Here is a 21,835-nt window from a genome sequence, read left to right as displayed (position 1 = left end):
ATAATAAAATATGCTAGATCCAAAATATTTACGTAATGAATTAGAAGTTACCGCCGAGCGTTTAGCTACCCGTGGATTTATTTTAGATGTTGAACGTCTAAGCAAGCTTGAAGAAAAGCGCAAGTCGCTACAAGTTGCGACTGAAGAGTTACAAGCATCGCGTAACGCTATTTCTAAATCGATTGGTCAAGCTAAAGCTAAAGGTGAAGATGTTGCGCCGATTATGGCAAAGGTCGGTACGCTAGGCGAAGAACTTGATGCTAAGAAAATTGAACTGGCATCGTTACTTGAAGAGTTAAACTCAATCGCTATGAGCGTGCCAAATCTGCCAGACGAATCTGCGCCAATTGGTGCTGACGAAACTGAAAACGTTGAAGTTCGTCGTTGGGGCACTCCAAAAGAATTCGACTTTGAAGTTAAAGACCACGTTGAGCTTGGTGAAAACGTATCAGGTCTAGACTTTAAAAACGCAGTTAAAATCACTGGCTCACGTTTTATCGTGATGAAAGGCCAGATTGCACGTATGCACCGTGCACTAGCTCAGTTTATGCTTGATCTGCACACAACTGAACACGGTTATACAGAAGCTTATGTGCCATTACTTGTTAATGAAGACAGCTTATTAGGTACTGGTCAGTTACCAAAGTTCGGTGAAGATCTTTTCCACACTAAACCAGCGACTGAAGAAGGCCAAGGCCTAAGCCTAATCCCAACAGCTGAAGTGCCACTGACTAACTTAGTGCGCGATGCAATCATCGAAGAAGAAGACCTGCCAATTAAGTTTGCAGCTCATACGCCATGTTTCCGTAGCGAAGCGGGGTCTTATGGCCGTGATACTCGTGGTTTGATCCGTCAACACCAGTTCGATAAAGTTGAGATGGTTCAGCTAGTTAAGCCTGAAGAGTCTATGCAGGCACTAGAAGAGCTAACGGTTCACGCTGAAACTGTTTTGCAAAAATTAGGTCTACCATACCGTACAGTTGTGTTATGTACTGGTGATATGGGCTTCGGCTCAGCTAAAACATACGATATTGAAGTATGGTTGCCGGCGCAAAATACTTACCGCGAGATCTCTTCTTGCAGCAACATGCAAGATTTCCAAGCTCGTCGTATGCAAGCGCGTTACAAAGGCAAAGCAGATAAGAAGCCAAGCTTACTACATACGCTAAACGGTTCTGGTCTAGCTGTGGGTCGTACACTAGTTGCGGTGCTTGAAAACTACCAAAATGCTGATGGTTCAATCACTGTACCTGAAGCATTACGCGGCTACATGGGCGGCTTAGAAAAAATCGGTTAATCGATTTTTAGCTACCCCTAGGTAATACTAAAAGCCTTTAACGCAAGTTGAAGGCTTTTTTATTGGCTAATTTAAAACGTTGATAAAGTTTAGGTATAGTTTAAAGCTAGTTACAACTTGACCTAAAATTATTTCATTTTGATGTATTTACATATTTATCGATATAGCTGGATATTATTGATAAATAGCTAGCTAAATAGGCTAAAAACTAAGGAAACTTTGCCTAAGCCGCATTTATTACCATTACTCTTAAATGCCTCTTTCTCCGAAAAGGCTTCAATGTTATAACTACACGCGAAAACCCTACACTTCTAATATTTAGGAAAGCCGTCATGATATTTTCCCAGGTTGAACTGGCCCCAGCCGATCCAATTTTAGGCTTAACAGATGCATTTAAAGCTGACGTTCGCGAAGAAAAAGTGAACTTAGGTGTTGGTATTTATAAAGATGAATCCGGCCAGACGCCTATCCTAAAATCAGTTAAGTTTGCTGAAGAAAAATTATTAGCGACTGAAAAAAGCAAAAGTTACTTAGGCATGGAAGGTGTTGAAGCTTACAACCGTGCTGTTCAGAGTTTATTGTTTGGTGCTGAGCATAGTGTTGTTACCGACAGCCGTGCATTAACAGCTCAGGCGCCGGGAGGTACAGGTTCTTTACGCGTTGCAGCTGAATTTTTAGTCCGTCATACAGACTCTAAGAAAATCTGGATCAGCAACCCAACATGGGCAAACCATAACAATATCTTTAGTACCGCTGGCTTAGAAATCGCAGAATACACCTATTATAAGGCTGAAACGCATTCTCTTGATTTCGAAGCTATGGTTCGCGATTTAGAAACTGCGCAGCAAGGCGATTTAGTGCTGCTACATGGTTGTTGTCATAACCCAACGGGTATTGACTTAAATAACCAGCAATGGCAACAAATTGCTGAACTTTGTTTAGCTAAGGGCTTAGTGCCATTATTTGACTTTGCATACCAAGGTTTTGGTGCTGGCGTTGAAGAAGATGCACAAGGTCTACGAATTGTTGCTAATACTGTCCCCGAACTAATTGTTGCAAACTCTTTCTCGAAAAACTTCGGTTTGTACAACGAGCGTATCGGTGCGGTAACGGTAGTTGGCTCAACTAGTCAGGAAACGGTTAACGCATTTAGCCAAATTAAGAGCACTATTCGTGCTTCATATTCAAACCCACCAGCGCACGGTGCATTAATTGTTAGCACCATCCTAGAAGATGCGGCGTTAAAGCAGTTATGGCATGACGAGCTGCAAGAGATGCGTGAGCGTATCGCTGAAATGCGTACATTGTTTGTAGAGTCACTAAAAGCTGCTGGTGTTACCCAGAACTTTGATTTTATTTCTAATCAAAACGGTATGTTTAGTTTCTCTGGTTTGAGCAAAGAGCAAGTTAACCGTCTACGAGATGAGTTTGCTGTTTATATTGTTGGCTCAGGCCGTATCAGCGTTGCAGGTATGACTAAGACTAATATGCCAGTGATTTGCGCTGCTATTGCCAAAGTGCTGTAAGTCTCACGCTTAGCTTAAAAAAGGACCTTAGGGTCCTTTTTTGTTTTTTGTAACCGCGACGATTGTTACTTCAGCGCAAGTTAAGCTGATTCAATATTCACATCGGCTAAGCAAGTATTCTGACTAACCATGTAAGATAATGCGTCAGCCAGCGCTTGTCGGTCGTGTAAACCGATATGATGACTACTTCTCAGTGGATAGTAGCTGATGTTTCCATCTTGGTAAGAGTGCTCACCATGACACAAAATTTGGTCAATTATCTTTAGACCAAGCACTTGATGACACCAGCTGATTTTTTGCGCCAAACTGCAATCAGCGATAGGAGAGGGTTCTTTAGTTAAGTTATCGATCAAAATGACTTCGGCATTAGACTGCGCCAATGCGTTTGCTATTCTAGGTAATAGCAGCGGTGGCATTACACTTGTTAAGAAGCTACCGGGCCCTAATATGATGAGCTCAGCGGATTTTATCGCTTCACAGGCCTCATTGGTGGCTTCTACTTGAGGATCAAGCGAAAGTGCAATGGGGGTATCCTGCATTTTATCGACATTAGTCTCGCCAAATACGCTTTTACCACAGGCTTGCATTGCTACAAGGTGGGTTGGCTCCTCAGACATTGGGATAAGGCGCGTATCAATATTTAAAAAGGTTCTTACCAAATTAACGGCATCTAAAGGGCGAACACATAGCTCGTCGAGCGCCATTAACATTAAATTACCAAGGTTATGGCCAGTTAATTCGCTTTCACCGTTAAAGCGGTATTCAAATAGCAGCGAGCCAATCGATGGTCGCCTTGCTAACTGGGTTAAGCAATTACGTAAGTCTCCCCAAGCGATACAATCTTTTTCCGCACGAAGACGGCCAGTAGAGCCACCGTTATCAGTCGTTGTTACTATCCCTGTAAGCTTTGGGCCTAAAAATGATAATGCTGAGAGAACTCGGCCAAGACCATGTCCGCCACCTATGGCTACCACATGATTGTATTGATTCAGCCTATTTGATTTCATTGCAGGGGGTCTCCTTCCTGAATACCCAAAATAATGAGTTAAAAACGAATTATACATAAATTCGCAAATATTTTCCCGATGTATTATCAAGGCGAGCTAGCATATAATGGCAAAAGCTTTAAATCACGTATTGCATTCAATTCGATAAAGGAGAATGAGTGAAAACAGGCAAAATTGGTCTATTTACCATCGCAATAGGGTTAGTCATTGTGCTATTCCTTTGGGTCAAAATAATTTTTATTCCGTCAGAAGACGAGAAGGTTCAACAGTTAGGTAAAGCAGTAAAAAATACTGCCGTGGCTAATGTCGTTCCTGACTTTGCTGCGATTAAGGTCGTTAGCGAAAAAAAGGCCGCTTTTTTTGATTTTTTGAGGCCATCAATTAGGCATCAAAATGCGGTTATTCAGGACGAACGCGACTTTCTAATCAACATTCGCAATCAAATTGTTAGCGCAAAGGAATTGACGGATGCAGATGAGTTCCGCTTACAGCAGATTTCAGAGAAGTATCAATACACGTTAAGAAGTTTAACCTTGGCAAACATCGATACCTTGCTTGTTCGGGTTGATGTTATTCCTGAAGAAATGGTGCTTATACAGGCTGCAAATGAAACAGGTTGGGGCACATCACGATTTGCACGAGAAGGACTTAATTTTTTCGGTCAGTGGTGTTTTAGAAAAGGTTGTGGTTTAGTACCGCAATCTCGAACTCAGGGGTTATCTCACGAAGTCGCCCTGTTTAAGACTGTTGAAGACTCTGTAGCTTCATATATGCGCAACTTAAATTCAAATGCGGCGTACTCGTTATTACGTTCAATTCGAGCAGATTTACGTGCACAAAACAAAACTCCACGAGCACAAGATCTCGTATACGGACTAATTAATTACTCTGAGCGTCAAGAAGCTTATATTGATGAGTTACTTGAAATGCTACGCCAAAACCAACGATTTTTAGTGGATAACAATGAAAAAACAACTGCTGTTTAGCTGTATTTTATTAGGCTTTGCTAGTGCAAGCCAAGCTGCGCCTATATCTCTTGAGTATCAAGGTTTTTATCAGCGCCTGAAACAAGTGAATAAAGGCAACTATCAACTGGTTGAACTCGCCTTTTCTGTTTCAAAAGCCAATGGCTGCCATGTGAACAGTGGCACTATCACAACGGAAAAGGATTCATTTCCCTTAACGATCACCAAAGATCAGCGCCTATTCTTACCTTATGACAGTCAGCTTAAATCTGATCGCGCGCTCATTAACCTAGATGTGCAAGGGAGCGCTGATACTTGCGCTATTGCTATGCAGGTTCGAGCTAAAAATACTAAGCAGGAATATAGCCAAAGTGAGCTACAGCAGGTCGCTGATGAAATGAATGCCTTACTTGACCGTATGCAAGGTTTTCCAATGCGTTATTTTGCTGCTGACATAGCAGGGTTAAATCTCGAGTTTGATGGCGATGCGACAGTATATATCGATGATAAAGCGATCCCTGTTACGGGTACCTACCGCCTAACTACCAGTGAGCTAAATGATTTATCTCGCTTAAAAACATCGGTAGCACCTAAAGTTATTAGCCCTTGGACTGCAAAGTAATTTTTCAGTTCTAATCGTGAGTTAATAAAAAGCCCTGCAAGGCATATCGCTTTGCAGGGCTTTTTTATCATTTGAGCTAGTGCAATTAAGCAAACACCAGTTAGCTCTCAAAGTTAGCGTTTAGTCAGGCGTATAAGTGCTGACGACATCGATGCGTGAAGCCGCATCTAAGTTAATGTGACCATTGTTGGCTACATCGACAAAATCAAAAGCAGGCAAGTCTGATTCTGCTACATCACCACGCATAGGCGCATCAGGATCGCGTTGCAATGCTAAGAAATCAAATTGCTCGCGGTCAACACCTTGTGACGGTGAGGTATTCTGCATTGCGGTAAAGATGGTTTCAATACGACCTGGGTGCTGCTTATCCCACTGCACAAGCATATCTTTAACTGCAGCACGCTTAAGGTTTTCCTGAGAACCACATAAGTTACACGGAATAATAGGGAAGCCTTTCAAACCAGCGTATTCAGCAATATCTTTTTCACGGCAATAAGCTAATGGGCGGATCACCATATTTGCGCCGTCATCAGACAATAGCTTAGGAGGCATGGCTTTCATCTTGCCAGCGAAAAACATGTTGAGGAACATGGTTTCAATAATGTCGTCTCTATGGTGACCTAGTGCAATTTTAGTGGCGCCAATTTTTTGTGCGAAACCATAAAGCGTACCACGACGTAGACGCGAGCATAATGAACAAGTCGTTTTGCCTTCAGGGATCTTCTCTTTAACGATAGAGTAGGTATCTTTCTCAAGAATATGGTACGCAACACCTAGAGTGTCTAAATATGCAGGCAAAATGTCTTCAGGAAAGCCTGGTTGCTTTTGATCTAGGTTAACCGCAACAATTTCAAATTGGATCGGTGCACGTTTCTGAAGATTCAACAGAATATCAAGCATGGCGTAACTATCTTTACCGCCTGAAAGACAGCACATAACACGATCGCCATTTTCAATCATGTTGTAATCGCCAATTGCACGACCCACTTCAGCGCGTAAACGCTTCTGCAGTTTTGACATGCGGGTTACTTGTTTTGGAGTTAATTCTTCGGACATAAAAAAACGCGCCTAGTACACAATAGTTCAGGGCGCGTATTATTCCAGCTTAATGGGCTTTGGTAAAGCCTAGAAAGTGGTTATAGCTCTTCTAATGGCGATTTATAGCCATCAGGCTTTATCGCAAGTAGGTCGCAGTTAATGCTATCAATTACATGTTCAGCTGTATTGCCGATTAATGCTGCTGAAAGGCCTGTGCGACCAATCGTACCTAAGATGACGAGTTCAGCATCGAGCTTAGCGGCGAGATCGGGGATGACGTCTTCCGGTAAACCTTCTTTCACATGGCAATTTTCAACGGCAATGCCATAAGCATTAGCAAGGTAGTTAATCCTTTCTTCATGCTGTAGGCGAATGGTTTCACTATAAGTGTGCGCGTCGAAATCTGGTAGTTCGATAGCTAAATTAACGGGAGTACCTGGGTAGCCATTGACCAAGTGCACCTGAGCATCAAATTGTTTAGCAAGTTTGATTGCGTGAGCAATAATTTTACCGTTTAAAGACTCGTTAGCATCGTCTTCGGCGCTAACATTGACGGCACAAACAATTTTACCTGCAACTGGCCAGTCGTGCTCTTTAACTAACAACACCGGGACAGGGGCTTTGCGCATAAGGTGCCAATCGGTTGGCGTGAAGATCACAGATTTAAGTTTGTCGTGTTCATGGGTACTTTTAACAATCAGGTCAAACTCATTGTCTATGGCAAACTTGATGATGCTTTCGAAAGGGCGGTTATGCCAAATAACCTCTAGATTTATAACTACGCCATCTTTTGCATAGGGTCTTACAATGTCTTCGAGCCAAGCTTTACGTTGATTTACCACCCCTTCACGCATGGCTTCACGTTCTTGACCAGACAGAATTGACGTCATTTCATATGAGAAATCAAAAATGGATAGAAAGACCGTGATTTGGGCTTGGCTTTCAGTTGCCAATTCAACGGCTCTAGCAAGAGCCGCCTGTTTTTCTGTCGTAGGATCGACAACCACAAGGAGTTTTTGATAATCCATCATAACGGTTCCTTATCTAATATCGTCTAGTTTCATCTTGCACCAATAAGATGAATTTGTATTGTTTTAGATCAAGCGGTTGGCCGAATAATTCCTATCTTGCGATATTGCTGTTACCAGATAGTTCGCTTAAGGCATCGATATCTAAAATAGTGATATATTTACCTTTAACTTCAATTAATTCAGCTTTTTGAAAGCGGCCGAGTAAACGGCTAATAGTTTCAACGGTGAGGCCGAGATAATTACCGATATCACCGCGAGTCATAGTCAGTCTGAACTCTCTTGGTGAAAAACCGCGGCTGCCGAATCGCTTAGCGAGATTGCTAATAAATGCGGCAAGTCTTTCTTCTGCATTCTTTTTACTGAGTAATAAAATCATCTCTTGATCACTTTGGATCTCGTTACTCATTAAACGCATGATCTGTTGTCTAAGCTTAGGCATTTTACCTGTTAGCTCATCTAACGTAGTGTAAGGAATTTCGCATACCATTGAGGTTTCAAGGGCTTGTGCAAAGCTTTGGTGAAACTGTGAATGAATGCCGTCAAAACCGATAACATCACCAGCTAAATGAAAACCTGTGATTTGTTCATCGCCTTGTTCGGTAATGGTATAGCTTTTGATTGTGCCAGAACGAATAGCAAACAAAGACTTAAGTGGGTCGCCAGATTTGAAAATAGGCTCGCCTTTTTGAACGGGTTTTTTACGCTCAATGATCTCGTCAAGCTGATCTAATTCATTAGAGTTCAGCGTAAACGGAATACAAAGTGTACCCATACTGCAATCATGACAATGAATCGCGCATCCTGAAGCCATTTGGCGACGATTCTTGTTGTTATCTGCTGACATTGTCTCTCTCAATTTTGACTGTTCATCTACTATGGTAAACTAATTTGATATTTGGAGCTAGCTAAGCTGGCCGATAGCAACGTACAAGGTTTGTATGCCAAATGCGATAAGGGCAAGACCGCTTATCATTCGTACAGCTTTCTTCTGCACTAAACGACTAAAGCTGCTAGCTGCAATGCCTGCACTTAATAGTGCTGGTAAAGTACCTACACCAAAGGCCAACATAATAAGCGCGCCATCTACAGCATTTCCAGCTGCAACAGACCAAGTTAGCATGCTATAAACCAGCCCGCAGGGTAACCAGCCCCATAAACCGCCAGCGATAAACGCATGGCTATGATTTTTTATTGGTATAAAACGATTTGCAATTGGCGATATAAAGCGCCAAAGCCATTTGCCTGCTCGTTCTATCTGTACAACGCCTGCCCAAATTTGTGCAATATAAAGCCCGGTGATTATCATCATAACGCCTGCAAAAACGCGTAGCACAAGCAGATAAATATCAGCGTTAAACATTAAACCTAATGCGCTGGTGCTTGCACCGACTAAGGCGCCGGCCGCTGTGTAGCTTAATATGCGGCCGCTGTTATAACTCAGCAAGTAGCCTAGTTGGTTGACTAATGCATTGCCTGTTTGCTGCTTTGGTAGGTTAGCTGACAGCGCCCCAACTAAACCGCCGCACATACCAATACAATGCCCTGCGCCCATCAAGCCAACTATTAGCGCACCAACTAAACTGTAATCTTCCACTAGTTGTTACTCGGGCTTGATGGATTATTGTTGTTATCTTTTGTTTGAGCTGCTTTTTTTGCTGCGTTGGTTGTTGAGTTTTTAGCTCCAGCTGTATCGCTATCTGCTTTATCATCTTCAAACAAAATAGAAACACTTTGCTTTTCAAGATCATCAAACTGATCTGATTTCACCGCCCAGAAAAAAATGCCCACAGCAACTAACACAAAAATCATCGCGATTGGGATTAGTACATAGATAATGCTCATAAACGAACCTTAAGAAGTCGAAGACTATTGCTGACAACGATCAGTGAACTTGCAGACATGCCAATTGCCGCAATATATGGCGCTACATGACCTGTTACCGCCAATGGAATAATAAATAGATTATACCCTAGCGCCCAGAATAAGTTCTGTTTGATAATGCGCCCAGTAAGCTTAGCGACGTTAACCGCATCAGCAAAACGGGACAGATTATCGCCCAATAGAATAATGTCAGCACTGTTTTTTGATATGGCAGCACCGCTCCCCATTGCAATAGACAGGTTAGCGCCGGCAAGAACTGGCGCATCATTGATGCCATCGCCGAACATAGCAACTTGGCCATGTTGCTGGAACTGATCGATCAGTTGTAGTTTGCCTTGAGGCGATAAACCTTGATGGGTATCAGTGATCCCAAGACGTTTGCCTAAAGCAACAACTTCTGTCGAATTGTCGCCACTCGCAATACTAAGCTTACAACCAATCTGTTTTAGTTGCTTAACAGCAAGTTCTGTTTCAGGGCGCACTTCATCATTCAAACTGACTTTAGCTTGGATAACGCCATCACAGCTTAACCAAACGGTAGTGCTATCTTCTACGTCACTACTGCCATTTACAAACTGTTGGCTGCCCACTTTGCAAAAGCGGCCATTCACATACCCAGATAAACCATTGCCGACAATGCTTTGCCTGTCACTGACGTTATTGCTTTTATCAAAAAATGGCGTAAACGCTTTAGCTATCGGGTGTAAAGAACCTGCTTCTAGTGCCGCGATATAGGTTAGCGCTTCTTTCTTTGAAAGCTCGCCGCTAAGCTCAACCTCGGCAATGGACAGCGAACCTAAAGTCAGCGTGCCAGTTTTATCAAACACCACATGTTGAATTTTAGGCAAGCGCTCAAACACACCGGAGCGGCGAGTGATAATACCCAGTCGAGTCATAATTGCAGTGCCGCAGGTAACCGCTGTTGGCGTAGCTAAAGCAAGGGCACAAGGGCAGGTTGCAACAAGCACAGACAAGGTGATCCAAAATGCATCTTCAGGTGAATAAAAATACCAAAATAGATAAGTGAGTGTTGCGATAAGTAAAATCGCCGCAGTAAAGTAGTTGGAAAATCTATCTGCGTATAAAGCAATTTTAGGCTTATTGTTTGATGCAATCTCTTGTAGACGAATGATCTCGGCAACCAGTTGATCTTGGCCAAGCGCAGTTACTTTAACCAGTATGGGCTGCTCAATATTAATGGTGCCAGCAAAAACTTCAGCTTCAACCTCTTTGGCTAACGGCATTTGCTCACCAGTTAACATAGCCTCATTAACTGCAGTCGTGCCCTCAACCACCACACCATCGGCTGCGATGACTTCACCTGGCTTAACTAAGATTACATCGCCAATGGCTAAACGCTTTGCCGGCACCTCTTCAAAACCGTCGGTCGTTTTTAGCTGGGCGGTTAACGGTACTAATTTATGAAGATTACTCGAACTGACAGATGCCTTTTGGCGGGCGTTTTGCTCAAAGAAACGACCTAATAATAGGAAGAATGTAAACATGGACACAGATTCAAAATAGACTTCACCTGTGCCATTAATTGTTTCGATACAACTTGCGATATAAGCGCCGCAAATCGCGATACTGACAGAAACATCCATATTGAGCCTGCCCATTAGCATTGAGCGAACTGCACTAAAATAAAACGGTTGCGCTGAATAGAATACGACTGGTGCGGCAAACAGCATGCTGACCCAACGGAAGTAATCGCGGTACTCTGTATCAAGATCGCTGAAATAACCAGAATATAGGGCGAGGGCAAACATCATCACTTGCATGGTGGCAAAGCCAGCAAGGCCGAGTCTTAGTAAGAATTTACGGCTGTCTTTTTTACTTTTCGTTTCTTGCTCATCAACCTGAAACGGCGCGGCTTGATAGCCAATAAGACTAATCTGGTTAAGGATTTCACTGAGCTTTATTTTTTCGCTATCCCAAGCAATCAATGCTCGCTGGGTCGTGGAGTTAACTTGGATTTTGGCAACACCATTAAGCTTTTTAATTTTATGTTCTATTAGCCATGCACAAGCAGCGCAAGTAATACCGTCGACTGTCAGCGACACTTCACTTAAGGAATCGCGCTGTTGAATAAAGTCTTGTTGTACTTCAGGCAGATCATAAGCACTAAAGTTAGACAACTCCTCAGGAACCAATGCAGTTTGCTTACTGCCAGGTTCTGTACGGAACTTATAATAGTTGGTCAGTCCAGCATCGATAATTGCCTGAGAAACAGCTTGGCAGCCTGGACAACACATTAACTGCTCAACATCATTAATGCGGGTGGTAAATTGCTGTCCTGTTAAAACAGGTTCATTGCAATGAAAGCAGTTTGCTTGACTCATGAAATGTGATTCTTTTTATAAGATTGAAACCCGCTGTGATAGCAACGGGTTAGGGCATAAGCGGTTTAGTTTAACCAGTACTCTTGATCATCTTTTAATGCAACGCGCTGTTGAATGCGCCATGTTTGGTCATAACCTTCAATTCTGACTTCCCACGGACCTGAAATAGGCTGGTCTAAATCGATTCGATAAACCCCATTAGCATCGGCGGTGACGATTTGCGAAAAATCACGTTCAGCTAGTGTTGGGTGGAAAAAGCTAATACTTAATGCAGCGAGGTAGGTGTCGCCGCCATGCTGTGAGATCTCAACATACTTGTCGTCAAACTCAAGTAGGTAGTTCATGCCTAGTTGCTTTGCTTGCTTGATCTTACGAAGGTCAATATTAATTCCTTTACCTTCTTTGTAATAATCTTCGGTCACCAATGGATCTTGATTATCAATAGCAACGATTAATAAGTTGATACTGGCAACAACGGCACATAACGGCAGTATGATAAGAAACCAAGGCCAAAACTGCTTATACCAGGGTTGTGGAGTAGACATTATTTACCACCTTTACTTATTAGAATAGTTGTTAAACTCTGGGAAAAAAGAAACGTCATTTTACCCATAAAAGTGTGAGTTATCACTTAAAAAAAAGGCCTCGTTTGTGACGAGGCCTTGATATTACACTCGGTGTTAACCTGGTGTGATTACTTGTTAGACAAGCTGTAAACGTAAGCTGTAATTACGTGAACTTTTTCTTCACCTAATACATCTTTCCAAGCTGGCATTACACCAGTACGGCCATTCTTAACAGACTGGATAATTGCGCCACGACTACCGCCGTAAACCCAAGCATTATCAGTTAAGTTAGGTGCACCCATAAACTTGTTACCGGTGCCGTCCATACCATGACAAGCGAAACAGCCTTTCATGAATGAACCTTGGCCTTGTGCTGCAAGCGCTGCATCGTGTTCACGACCAGATAGCTTAACAACATACTCAGCTAGACCTTCAAGCTCACTGTCTTCAATCGGTAAACCACCTTTTGGCGGCATCATACCGTGACGACCGTTCATGATAGATGTCTTAATAGTTTCTAGCTCACCACCATATAACCAAGCATCGTCGGTTAGGTTAGGGAAGCCTTTGCTACCACGAGCATCACTACCATGACACATTGCACAGTTTTGTAAGAATAAACGACCGCCAACTTTCAGCGCTTCCTCATTCTTAACTAACTCTTCAAGCGGGGTGTCAGCATATGCCTTGAAGATAGGACCATACTTTTCATCAGCATGTTTTACTTCTTGGTCATACTGAACCCAGCGGCCTTCAGCTTGAGCATCAATAACCGCTTGCTTCGATTCTTCAATCGTACGCACGCTTTGGTTTGAGCTTGTCCAACCTAAAAAGCCTTTAAAGCTACCAAGACCTGGGTAAAGTGCTAAATAAATCACACTGAACACGATGGTAATGTAGAACATGTAACTCCACCACTTAGGTAGTGGGTTGTTGAGTTCTTCAATACCGTCAAAGGTGTGACCCATTGACTCGCCTTCTTCTACGCCAGTGTCGTTCTTAGAACAAGCACGCAGTAGAACAACACAGCCAATGATTACAATTACCGTAAGAACGATAATCCATAAACTCCAGAAGTCACTCATCACTTTTTGTCTCCTGAGCCGTTCGATACAGTATTCATTTCCTCATCAGAGAAAACCAAGTTAGCTGCATCGTCAAATTGCTTTTTTCGGCTCGAGCTATATGCCCAAGCAAATATACCGACGAAGGTCACCATTACTACTATGGTTATCACTCCACGTAATGTGCCGTAATCCATATTTGCCTCCTTATTTTAGCGCGTGGCCAAGTGATTGTAGATAAGCAATCAAAGCTTCAAGCTCAGTCTTATCTTTCACTGCGTCTTTAGCGCCAGCAATCTCTTCATCCGTGTACAAGTCGTGAGTTGGGTGAAGCTTACGCAAGATATCCATCTTCTCACCGGTTAGATCACCAGTCAGTTTGTTATCAGCTAACCAAGGATATGCAGGCATGTTTGATTGCGGTACAACAGCGCGTGGATCAATTAAGTGAACCTCATGCCATTTATCGCTATAACGACCGCCAACACGAGCCAAATCTGGACCTGTACGCTTAGAACCCCACTGGAATGGGTGATCCCAAACTGATTCACCCGCTACAGAGTAGTGGCCGTAACGTTCAGTTTCAGCACGTAAAGGACGGATCATTTGGCTGTGACAGTTATAACAACCTTCACGAACGTAAATATCGCGACCTTCAATCTGTAGCGCCGTATAAGGGATTTGACCTTCTAGCGGCTCAGTTGTGTCTTCTTGGAATAAAAGGGGAGTGATCTCAACCAAGCTACCAAAGCTGATTGCGATAACAGTAAAGATCCCTAATAGACCGATGTTTTTCTCAACTATCTCGTGATTAAATTTCATCGAATCTACTCCTTAAGCTGCTTTTGCTTCAGCAATTGCTGGCAAAGAATCTTTAGGGGCCTTAACAGTACGGATCACGTTGTATGCCATTAAGAACATACCTGTAAGGAAGAATACACCACCTAAGAAACGAACAAAGTAGAATGGGTAAGAGGCTTCTAAGCTTTCTACGAAGCTATAAGTCAATGTACCGTCAGAGTTAACTGCGCGCCACATCAGACCCTGCATTACACCAGAGATCCACATTGAAACGATATAAAGAACAGTACCGATTGTTGCCAACCAGAAATGAACGTTAATCAGGTTAGTGCTGTACATACGGCCATGGCCAAATAGAACAGGGATCAAGTGATATAGCGAACCAATTGACACCATAGCAACCCAGCCCAATGCACCTGAGTGAACGTGTCCAACAGTCCAGTCAGTGTAGTGAGATAGTGCGTTAACTGTTTTGATTGCCATCATTGGGCCTTCGAAGGTAGACATACCGTAGAAAGACAATGAAACAACTAAGAAGCGCAAGATTGGGTCTGTACGAAGCTTATGCCATGCACCAGATAGGGTCATAATACCGTTAATCATACCACCCCAAGATGGAGCGAATAGGATTAGTGACATCACCATACCAAGTGACTGAGTCCAGTCTGGCAGTGCAGTGTAATGAAGGTGGTGAGGACCCGCCCAAATATACAATGCGATTAGTGCCCAGAAGTGAACAATAGAAAGACGGTACGAATAAACAGGGCGACCAGCTTGCTTAGGTACAAAGTAGTACATCATACCAAGGAAGCCTGCTGTAAGCAGGAAGCCTACCGCGTTGTGACCATACCACCACTGAACCATAGCATCTACAGCACCACTATAGAGTGAGTAAGACTTGGTCATGGTTAGCGGCACAGCCATAGAGTTAACTATGTGAAGTACAGCAACGGTAATAATAAAGGCACCGAAGAACCAGTTTGCCACGTAGATGTGGGAAGTAGTTCGTTTGACGATAGTACCGAAGAACACCACAGCATAGGAGACCCATACAATGGTAATTGCGATATCAATTGGCCACTCTAGTTCAGCGTATTCTTTACCACTGGTAATACCAAGCGGTAAGCTGATAGCTGCCGATAGAATGATGGCTTGCCAACCCCAGAACGTAAATGCAGCTAACTTAGGTGCAAATAGTCGAGTTTGACAGGTGCGTTGAACGATATAATAGGATGTGGCGAAAAGGGCTGAAGTACCAAACGCGAAAATCACGGCGTTCGTATGTAGAGGTCGTAGACGACTATACGTTAACCATGGAGTTTCAAAGTTTAGCTGCGGCCAGATTAACTGAGCTGCGATTAGTACACCTACTGCCATACCGACAATTCCCCACAAAACTGTGGTTAACGCGAATTGACGTACGACGGTGTAGTTGTAATCAGCGCCTTGAGGCTGGGAATGGTTCATCATATTGCTTCCACTGCTTATTACTTATACTTATTGTTGTAGAGAAAAACTCTACCCGATTAAATGACAAATAAACCTCGGCCTCCTATCGGAAACAAGGGTGTTCTGTCAATATGTAACCCTGCATTTATTGAAGTAACGCAAGGCAACGCCATGATACTTGAGCTACATCAAAAAAGATAGGATTTAAGGGACTTGATAAGTTGATCTAGATCAAGGTTATCCATAGAATGTTAAAACAATTGATATAAAGGTTAATTATCGTGCAAGTTACTCACAAATCAGCAGTATTAGGATTTTTAGTAGCAGGTTTTTCACTGTTGTTTCTACAAGGCTGTGAGCCTAATAACCCGCAGTTTACAGCGCAAAAGCCTATAGATACGAGTCTTTGTAGTTTTAAAACTGACGTTTGCGCCAAAACTGTTGCTGATGTTGATATTCAGTTAAGCCTCAACCCATGGCAAGCCCCAAGCGAAAAGCCATTGACGCTAACACTTAACACTTCTAAGCCTGTTGAAAATCTAAAAGTAAAATTACAAGGTCGAGATATGTTTATGGGCATTATCCCGGTGAATTTAACCCAAACCGATAAAACTAATTATCAAGGTGAATTAGTGTACGGTTCATGCAGCAGTGGCTACATGGTTTGGAGCGCAGTTGTTAGTTTTACAAGTGGTGGCGAAGAGGTGTTTACCACCTTTGACTTTCTTGCCGACAATCCAGGTTAAAGCCCAACCAAAGCGCCAATAAATAAGCAGTTAGCTATAAAAACTAAAAGGGCCCCTGCAATTCAGCAAAAGAGTTGTTGATAATCATTATCATTTAGGTATATTAACCTTAACTCTTGTTCTTAATGCCCTTGGAGCTAACATTATGGCAACTCCAACTCGACGGTTAAATATTAGTATTCCTGAAGACAAAATCGCCCAGTTGATCCAACAAGGTCTGCTCTGCGCAGCAGATTTTAAATGCTTAGACTCAGAAACCAAGCAAGCGGTATGGCAACTGTGTCTCTGGAGCTGTGAAAAACGAATTCATTGTGACAAGCAGTGCCAGGAAAGCTGCAAGTCGCTATGTGGCGAATCCCTAAATAGGGAACCACAGTGCGATGAATCAATGAATATTCTTACTTCTAAAATCGTATAAGTTAAGGGCTTTGATTACTAGTCGCTTAATTCGTCACACAAGCATATAAAACAAGCGTCACTTATCTAACGGGTACAAAAGTGCTTTTACTTTGCTGCAAAGTAAAAGCACATTATTGATATTGTTTTAAAAATTCCTGATTATCGCCAATCAGTATAAAATGAGCTTATAGCTAATTTAATATGACGCCGTTTTATGCAACTACCACCTGTTATCCCGCTTTTTGATTCCATCGACTTTATTCAGTTAGGTAATCCGCTCGTCAACCAACATATTACTCAATTGAGTTTAACTAAGCTTGACGAAGCTGGGTTAGTGTTTGAGCTCGCTACAGATTGGTTGTTTGAACAAAAACATAATGAGAACAACTACAAAGCATATCGTAGTGAATTGACCACATTTCTACATTGGTGCTTTGACGTAGCAGGGCTAAATGTAAGTGGAATAGGCCGTAAAGAGATAGGCCTTTATGTCGATTATTGTCAGCATCCGCCACAAGAACTGATCGGCTACTTTAATGTTGCCCAATTTAAGCAGGACAAACAATCAGGGGAACGCTCGCCTAATCCTGCGTGGCTACCCTTTCGTGGTAGTAAAACTGACGGCAAGACCAATCCTTATGTTCTCAGTGACAGCGCACTTAAAACCAAAGTGGCGATCCTATCTAGCTTTTTCAGTTACCTAATGGGTGAAGATTACTGCGAGAGAAACCCTGCACAAATGTGGCTAAACAAAAGTCGGTTCTCATCAAATCGAAAGTTTCGCTTAAATAGCGATGATGACAATCAGCTGGCGTTTACCGAACTGCAGTGGTCCTACATTATGGCAACCGTTGAAAAGCTCGCCAAAGAGCAGCCCGATTTACATCAGCGAAGCTTGTTTCTCATTAAGCTCATTTACTCATGTTACTTACGGGTTTCAGAAGTATCGGCAAGGGCGGGATATTCTCCCGTTATGAGCCAATTTAAGCACAACAGCCAAACCGGTATTTGGCGATTCCATATCCCTAAAAGTAAAGGTGGTAAGAGTCGAAGTGTTGCAATATCTAAAGCATTATTAGCAGCGTTAGTCGATTACCGTCGTTACTTAAAATTGAGTGATTACCCGTCAGCCACTGAGCGGCACCCGCTAATCGTAAGGCAAAAAGCCGCAGGGCGAGGGCGCGATGCAGGCATGATTAATGCGAACTTGGGAATACGTCAAATTCGCGAAGAAGTAGATAAAATCATTGAAAATGCGGCTAACAGTATCGAACGTGACGGCTTTATGAGTGATGCAGAGCAAATGCGCAGCCTAAGTATTCATAATATTCGCCATACAGGCATTACTCACGACATCAATATTAACGGCAGACCGCTCTCGCATGTGCAAGCCGATGCAGGCCATGAAAGTATCGATACCACTTCGCAATATTTGCACACCTCGCAAATCGAGCGCCATGAAAGTGCGCAGAATAAATCATTCGATAGATTGCAGGGGATTGAGTGAGAGTTTGATAGCTTTTATTCAAACATTGAATGAACATAGCAATAAATACAAATTAACACCCTGACTTATTAATAAAGCTCTCTTTTGAGAATCGGTGCTTCTATACATATGGTATGACAGTTAGCTTGGTTACAGATACATCCTCGTTATTCTTGTTTAGAATAACGAGGATTGTGATAGTGTTTTTATGCTACAGGCATTTACATTTTGCTCAGTCTAATACGTTTTGGAGTTCGGTTTGGCAAAGATTATATTGCAAGGTTTTATCATAGTACCTGATTTAGATCTTGAGCTAGTCAGTCGCGAATTGGTTACCCACAAAAGCCTCACCTTAAAAGAGGCTGGGTGTTTAACTTTTAGTGTGGTACCTGACGAATCAAATCCTAATAAGTTTAATGTTTACGAGGAGTTTGTAGATCAAACTGCTTTTGATAATCATCAAGCTAGAGTGAAATCATCTCAATGGGGCAAAGTCACTTCACACATTCTGACTAAACCCGCGTCTTAAAAGGGCGCTAGAAAACTGTTAAAAATGGGGTGATATGCAAATAAGACAAGCAACTCAAAGTGATTTAAAACATTTTTTCACATACCTTAATGATCACTTGTCAGATAATGGTGTCGGCGATACCCATCTTTTCCAACCTATGTCTAAAACAGAATCATCTGTCAAGGAAGCCATGAAATCACGTTTTTCTGAAGGCATTAACACAGCAATGTACCAACAAGGCTGGCGAGGTCTTTGGCTGGCATTCGATGAAAACAAAAAGATAGTAGGGCACATCGATATTAGAGCGTACTCAGAAAACCATACAGCGCATATAGTATTACTGGGAATGGGATTAGATCGTTGAGTTCGAATGCAAGGGCTCGGCAAGCAATTAATCAATAAAATTCTAGAGTGGGTGGCTGCTCAACCTGTAATCGAGTTTGTTGTTCTTTGGGCGCTTTCAAATAATATCGCGACGCAAAAAATGTATATAAGCAGCAGGTTTGAGAAGTGTGGTGAGATAAAAGACATGTTTAAAATAGATGGTAAGTCTTTATCTTATACTGTTATGTCCCGAGCATCTGTACTCGATTAAAGTTTATAAATGGCGATTAAAATAGAGTAGGGAACAACAAGGTTTATAGGGAGTTGATGAGTTAAGAGTTGAGTAAAACTATCGATAAAAACTAATGAAAACAAGCTGAGCAGGGTGGTCAGATAGCCGCGAAACCTAGGGCATGGAGCAGATAGTTAACGTTCATGATGTTCGATACCTTATGCTTGGGATAAACAAAGTCTATACCTTGTTGGAGTACATAACTGGCTGTTTGTATGGGATTAGTTAGGATGCTTTATAACTCCACATCAGAATCTGAATCCTTAACCTTTATCCAAATTAACCATCCTGTTTTAATCTTTTTTCTAAACTCTAAATCTAAGTAAGTAGCTACCTATATAACTCAGTTTGTTGTTGCATAGATTGCTACTGGCTTTGATTTTGGCTTTGATTTTGGCTTTGATTTTGTCTCTGGTCTGGTTATGGGTTTTCAGAGACCAGTTAATGCCGATAAGTGACATTATCGGCATTTGACTAAAAAGGGCTTTTTCTATCACTTATGCTTTGACATTATTGCATCGTAGTTCTGTTGCTTGCTCATGTGCTTATGCATGATAAACACTGTTTTTATTACTATTTTTAGCACTGTTTTTTGAGTTATAACTGCATGTAAAGGCCGTATTAAGTCTATTTTAGTTAGATTGAATGACGACAGTACCGCGTAACTTCTCGGCGTTTTCTTTTAGTAAATATAAGCTCCTGAATTAAAGCTGGCCTTACTCACAATAGAAACAGCAACGGCGCTAATCATGACTCTAGTTATGTCGATAACTATTGCCAAGCTTACCTTGATGCTGAGTTGGCTCAGTTAGCTTTATGCCTGTTCCTGCAAATTGAGCCAATTGGAATGGCCAATTAAAGCGAGCTAAGACCTAAGGGCTTGATAACGCATTCAACAAATTACAACTCTAGCTATTCTAGTTATCGAGCTTTAGTTATCGACAAAAAAACTAATAATCGAAGTAAATTAGATTCCAGGCAGATTTTTAAGAAATGATACGGCGCGCTGTGTGGCTACTTTTAAAGTTTGCCTAGCTCAGCTCATCAGATTTCACGTAGCGTACAGTTTAAATATCAGATTTTAGTGGCTGTTTTGACTTAAGTTAACTAATCAATAGTTAGCTAATCACTGTTGACTTGTAACTTGAGTTACTAGGTCAAGTCTGCCAGAAAAACAAAGCCCGCCATTAAGTCGCATCATTTTAGGATGGTACCAAATTATTGCAGCCGTTAATTCGTATCATCAAAAATTCTATGTGCAACTGAATACGCCACGGATATTTGCTTAGTTCAGAATTGCATGCTTAAACTTAGATAAAACTTCGATAGAGTTAATAAAAGCTTTGTATAGATGTGCGTAACCAAACTGCGCTGACTGAGATTCTCAATTTGAATGACTGTTGCCATATATAATGTTGAGCAACAAAACGCTTAGCCATAAGGTTAAAGTGTTTGTTAGGATTGATAAGCAATTAACTCAATGAAGCGTAGCGACTGGATATTTACCAAGCTAGTGTGAGTTAGGTAATAATCGATAAAAGCGTTAATTGCTCAGAAAACAAGTCCGCAGTTCCACTTATCGATGACTCAGATACTGTGTCATACTTATACGCACAATGTATATTATGTTAAATAGGCTTTGTGGTTAGATACCTGTTCGTATATGTTTTGATAACTGTCACTTTAAATGAGAACCTCAACCACTCTGTATAAAAGCTGCAATTAGAACTGCTGTATAAAAATGCAGTTATCTTTATTCCAAAACATTTTTACCACAGCAACGACATTCGGGATCAAACTCTGGTGGCATGACAATAATAAATCCACAATGTGGACACAAATCACCTTGGTTAATCATCGAGTGTAACTTCCGTCGATTAATGACACTGTCATTTTCTGTTTGCTGTTAAGCATTAAGGTTGCAACTGTTTCATTTAACCCAACAAGTTGCCAACCTAACTTTATGGCTTTAGATACAGTGATAAAAGCTAGCTTTGATTTAGCAATTGTTGCCAACGCAGGCTCAGCATTAAAACAAACCTTTTCAACCATTACTGGTTTGCAAAGATCGACAGCCATAGTCCATTTTTGCGAGCCATTGTCGAATTGAAGATCTGTGAGTTTAAAAATCTGATGAGAATTTAGCTGCATAATATTCCATTTATCTTCATCGATCATTTTGCCACACGATATCATTACACCAAACGTTGCAACTCCGCTCTGAACCAGCTCAAGGTCATTTTTACGTGCAGTCCAATTATGGTTTATATGGCCAGCTTTCGTGCGATATGGTGTTTCAGAATGCACTTCAACGCGTCCATGGCTAATCTCTTCCTGCCAAATCGTTAAACACATAGCATTTCTTGCCGGCACAAAGCATCCCCAGGAGTATTGGTTAGGAAGTTTTTGTCCAAGCACTTTTTCAAAGAACTCGTTAATACCCATCTTGTTTCCTCTATTTAGTACGAACAAATAAACTTTAGCATGC

Annotated in this window: 22 protein-coding genes; 9 read left to right on the top strand and 13 right to left on the bottom strand. The window is 41.9% G+C overall.

What is annotated here, in order from left to right:
* Positions 1-10 precede the first annotated feature (10 nt).
* Together serS and L2740_RS01975 are read left to right on the top strand one after the other, a co-directional pair.
* Positions 11-1,297, top strand: a complete 1,287-nt coding sequence (serS, locus tag L2740_RS01980) for a serine--tRNA ligase (protein ID WP_248948312.1) — start codon at positions 11-13, stop codon at positions 1,295-1,297.
* A 332-nt stretch (positions 1,298-1,629) separates the two neighbouring features.
* Positions 1,630-2,823 carry an amino acid aminotransferase gene (locus L2740_RS01975; RefSeq protein ID WP_248948310.1) on the top strand — a complete coding sequence of 398 codons (1,194 nt, stop codon included), beginning with the start codon at positions 1,630-1,632 and terminating at the stop codon, positions 2,821-2,823.
* Between the two features lie 80 nt (positions 2,824-2,903).
* On the opposite strand, the gene yvcK is transcribed toward L2740_RS01975, so the two are convergent.
* Positions 2,904-3,830 (bottom strand): uridine diphosphate-N-acetylglucosamine-binding protein YvcK, encoded by a 927-nt coding sequence (gene yvcK / locus L2740_RS01970; protein ID WP_248948308.1) that lies wholly within the window; start codon positions 3,828-3,830, stop codon positions 2,904-2,906.
* Between the two features lie 158 nt (positions 3,831-3,988).
* Between yvcK and L2740_RS01965 the strand changes: the two genes are divergently transcribed.
* Positions 3,989-4,816: a glucosaminidase domain-containing protein gene (locus tag L2740_RS01965; protein ID WP_248948306.1), complete on the top strand. Its 828-nt coding sequence runs from the start codon at positions 3,989-3,991 to the stop codon at positions 4,814-4,816.
* Positions 4,794-5,417: a DUF2987 domain-containing protein gene (locus L2740_RS01960; RefSeq protein WP_248948304.1), complete on the top strand. Its 624-nt coding sequence runs from the start codon at positions 4,794-4,796 to the stop codon at positions 5,415-5,417. The genes L2740_RS01965 and L2740_RS01960 overlap by 23 nt, the downstream gene beginning before the upstream one ends.
* 120 nt (positions 5,418-5,537) lie before the next feature.
* Here L2740_RS01960 and ttcA read toward each other — a convergent pair whose 3' ends face one another.
* The 11 genes from ttcA to ccoN all read right to left on the bottom strand — a co-directional run bounded on the left by ttcA (position 5,538) and on the right by ccoN (position 15,610).
* Positions 5,538-6,473 carry a tRNA 2-thiocytidine(32) synthetase TtcA gene (gene ttcA / locus L2740_RS01955; protein WP_248948303.1) on the bottom strand — a complete coding sequence of 312 codons (936 nt, stop codon included), beginning with the start codon at positions 6,471-6,473 and terminating at the stop codon, positions 5,538-5,540.
* Positions 6,474-6,553: 80 nt separating this feature from the next.
* Positions 6,554-7,486 (bottom strand): universal stress protein UspE, encoded by a 933-nt coding sequence (gene uspE, locus L2740_RS01950; RefSeq protein ID WP_248948302.1) that lies wholly within the window; start codon positions 7,484-7,486, stop codon positions 6,554-6,556.
* 91 nt (positions 7,487-7,577) lie between these two features.
* Positions 7,578-8,330, bottom strand: coding sequence for an electron transport transcriptional regulator EtrA (gene etrA, locus L2740_RS01945; RefSeq protein WP_028768953.1), 753 nt, complete (start codon positions 8,328-8,330; stop codon positions 7,578-7,580).
* A gap of 57 nt (positions 8,331-8,387) precedes the next feature.
* Complete coding sequence (locus L2740_RS01940; RefSeq protein WP_248948301.1) at positions 8,388-9,080, bottom strand: sulfite exporter TauE/SafE family protein; 693 nt, start codon at positions 9,078-9,080, stop codon at positions 8,388-8,390.
* Positions 9,080-9,328 (bottom strand): cbb3-type cytochrome oxidase assembly protein CcoS, encoded by a 249-nt coding sequence (ccoS, locus tag L2740_RS01935; protein ID WP_248948299.1) that lies wholly within the window; start codon positions 9,326-9,328, stop codon positions 9,080-9,082. The genes L2740_RS01940 and ccoS overlap by 1 nt, the downstream gene beginning before the upstream one ends.
* Positions 9,325-11,709, bottom strand: a complete 2,385-nt coding sequence (locus L2740_RS01930; protein ID WP_248948297.1) for a heavy metal translocating P-type ATPase — start codon at positions 11,707-11,709, stop codon at positions 9,325-9,327. The genes ccoS and L2740_RS01930 overlap by 4 nt, the downstream gene beginning before the upstream one ends.
* A 65-nt stretch (positions 11,710-11,774) precedes the next feature.
* Positions 11,775-12,254 carry a FixH family protein gene (locus L2740_RS01925; protein ID WP_248948296.1) on the bottom strand — a complete coding sequence of 160 codons (480 nt, stop codon included), beginning with the start codon at positions 12,252-12,254 and terminating at the stop codon, positions 11,775-11,777.
* 149 nt (positions 12,255-12,403) lie between these two features.
* On the bottom strand, positions 12,404-13,360 hold the full coding sequence (gene ccoP / locus L2740_RS01920) for a cytochrome-c oxidase, cbb3-type subunit III (RefSeq protein ID WP_248948294.1): 957 nt from the start codon (positions 13,358-13,360) through the stop codon (positions 12,404-12,406).
* Positions 13,360-13,536 carry a cbb3-type cytochrome oxidase subunit 3 gene (locus tag L2740_RS01915; RefSeq protein WP_248948292.1) on the bottom strand — a complete coding sequence of 59 codons (177 nt, stop codon included), beginning with the start codon at positions 13,534-13,536 and terminating at the stop codon, positions 13,360-13,362. Before L2740_RS01915 ends, ccoP begins: the two co-directional genes overlap by 1 nt.
* A gap of 10 nt (positions 13,537-13,546) precedes the next feature.
* Positions 13,547-14,161, bottom strand: coding sequence for a cytochrome-c oxidase, cbb3-type subunit II (ccoO, locus tag L2740_RS01910; RefSeq protein ID WP_248472258.1), 615 nt, complete (start codon positions 14,159-14,161; stop codon positions 13,547-13,549).
* A 12-nt stretch (positions 14,162-14,173) separates the two neighbouring features.
* On the bottom strand, positions 14,174-15,610 hold the full coding sequence (ccoN, locus tag L2740_RS01905; RefSeq protein ID WP_248472259.1) for a cytochrome-c oxidase, cbb3-type subunit I: 1,437 nt from the start codon (positions 15,608-15,610) through the stop codon (positions 14,174-14,176).
* A 260-nt stretch (positions 15,611-15,870) separates the two neighbouring features.
* On the opposite strand from ccoN, the gene L2740_RS01900 reads away from it, so the two are divergent.
* The 5 genes from L2740_RS01900 (at position 15,871) to L2740_RS01880 (ending at position 19,095) form a co-directional block, all read left to right on the top strand.
* Positions 15,871-16,335, top strand: a complete 465-nt coding sequence (locus L2740_RS01900; RefSeq protein ID WP_248948291.1) for a hypothetical protein — start codon at positions 15,871-15,873, stop codon at positions 16,333-16,335.
* 145 nt (positions 16,336-16,480) lie between these two features.
* Positions 16,481-16,753 carry a hypothetical protein gene (locus L2740_RS01895; protein WP_248948289.1) on the top strand — a complete coding sequence of 91 codons (273 nt, stop codon included), beginning with the start codon at positions 16,481-16,483 and terminating at the stop codon, positions 16,751-16,753.
* A 195-nt stretch (positions 16,754-16,948) separates the two neighbouring features.
* Positions 16,949-18,241 carry a tyrosine-type recombinase/integrase gene (locus tag L2740_RS01890; protein WP_248948287.1) on the top strand — a complete coding sequence of 431 codons (1,293 nt, stop codon included), beginning with the start codon at positions 16,949-16,951 and terminating at the stop codon, positions 18,239-18,241.
* A 238-nt stretch (positions 18,242-18,479) separates the two neighbouring features.
* Entirely contained in the window at positions 18,480-18,749 is a 270-nt protein-coding gene (locus tag L2740_RS01885; protein WP_248948286.1) for a putative quinol monooxygenase, read from the top strand.
* 34 nt (positions 18,750-18,783) lie between these two features.
* Positions 18,784-19,095: a hypothetical protein gene (locus L2740_RS01880; RefSeq protein ID WP_248948285.1), complete on the top strand. Its 312-nt coding sequence runs from the start codon at positions 18,784-18,786 to the stop codon at positions 19,093-19,095.
* Positions 19,096-21,201: 2,106 nt separating this feature from the next.
* Here the strand turns inward: L2740_RS01880 and L2740_RS01875 are convergent.
* On the bottom strand, positions 21,202-21,792 hold the full coding sequence (locus tag L2740_RS01875; RefSeq protein ID WP_248948283.1) for a hypothetical protein: 591 nt from the start codon (positions 21,790-21,792) through the stop codon (positions 21,202-21,204).
* Positions 21,793-21,835: the final 43 nt, after the last annotated feature.

Source organism: Shewanella pneumatophori (assembly GCF_023283895.1).
GTDB lineage: Bacteria > Pseudomonadota > Gammaproteobacteria > Enterobacterales > Shewanellaceae > Shewanella > Shewanella pneumatophori.
This window is presented reverse-complemented; position numbering and strand designations above follow the sequence as displayed.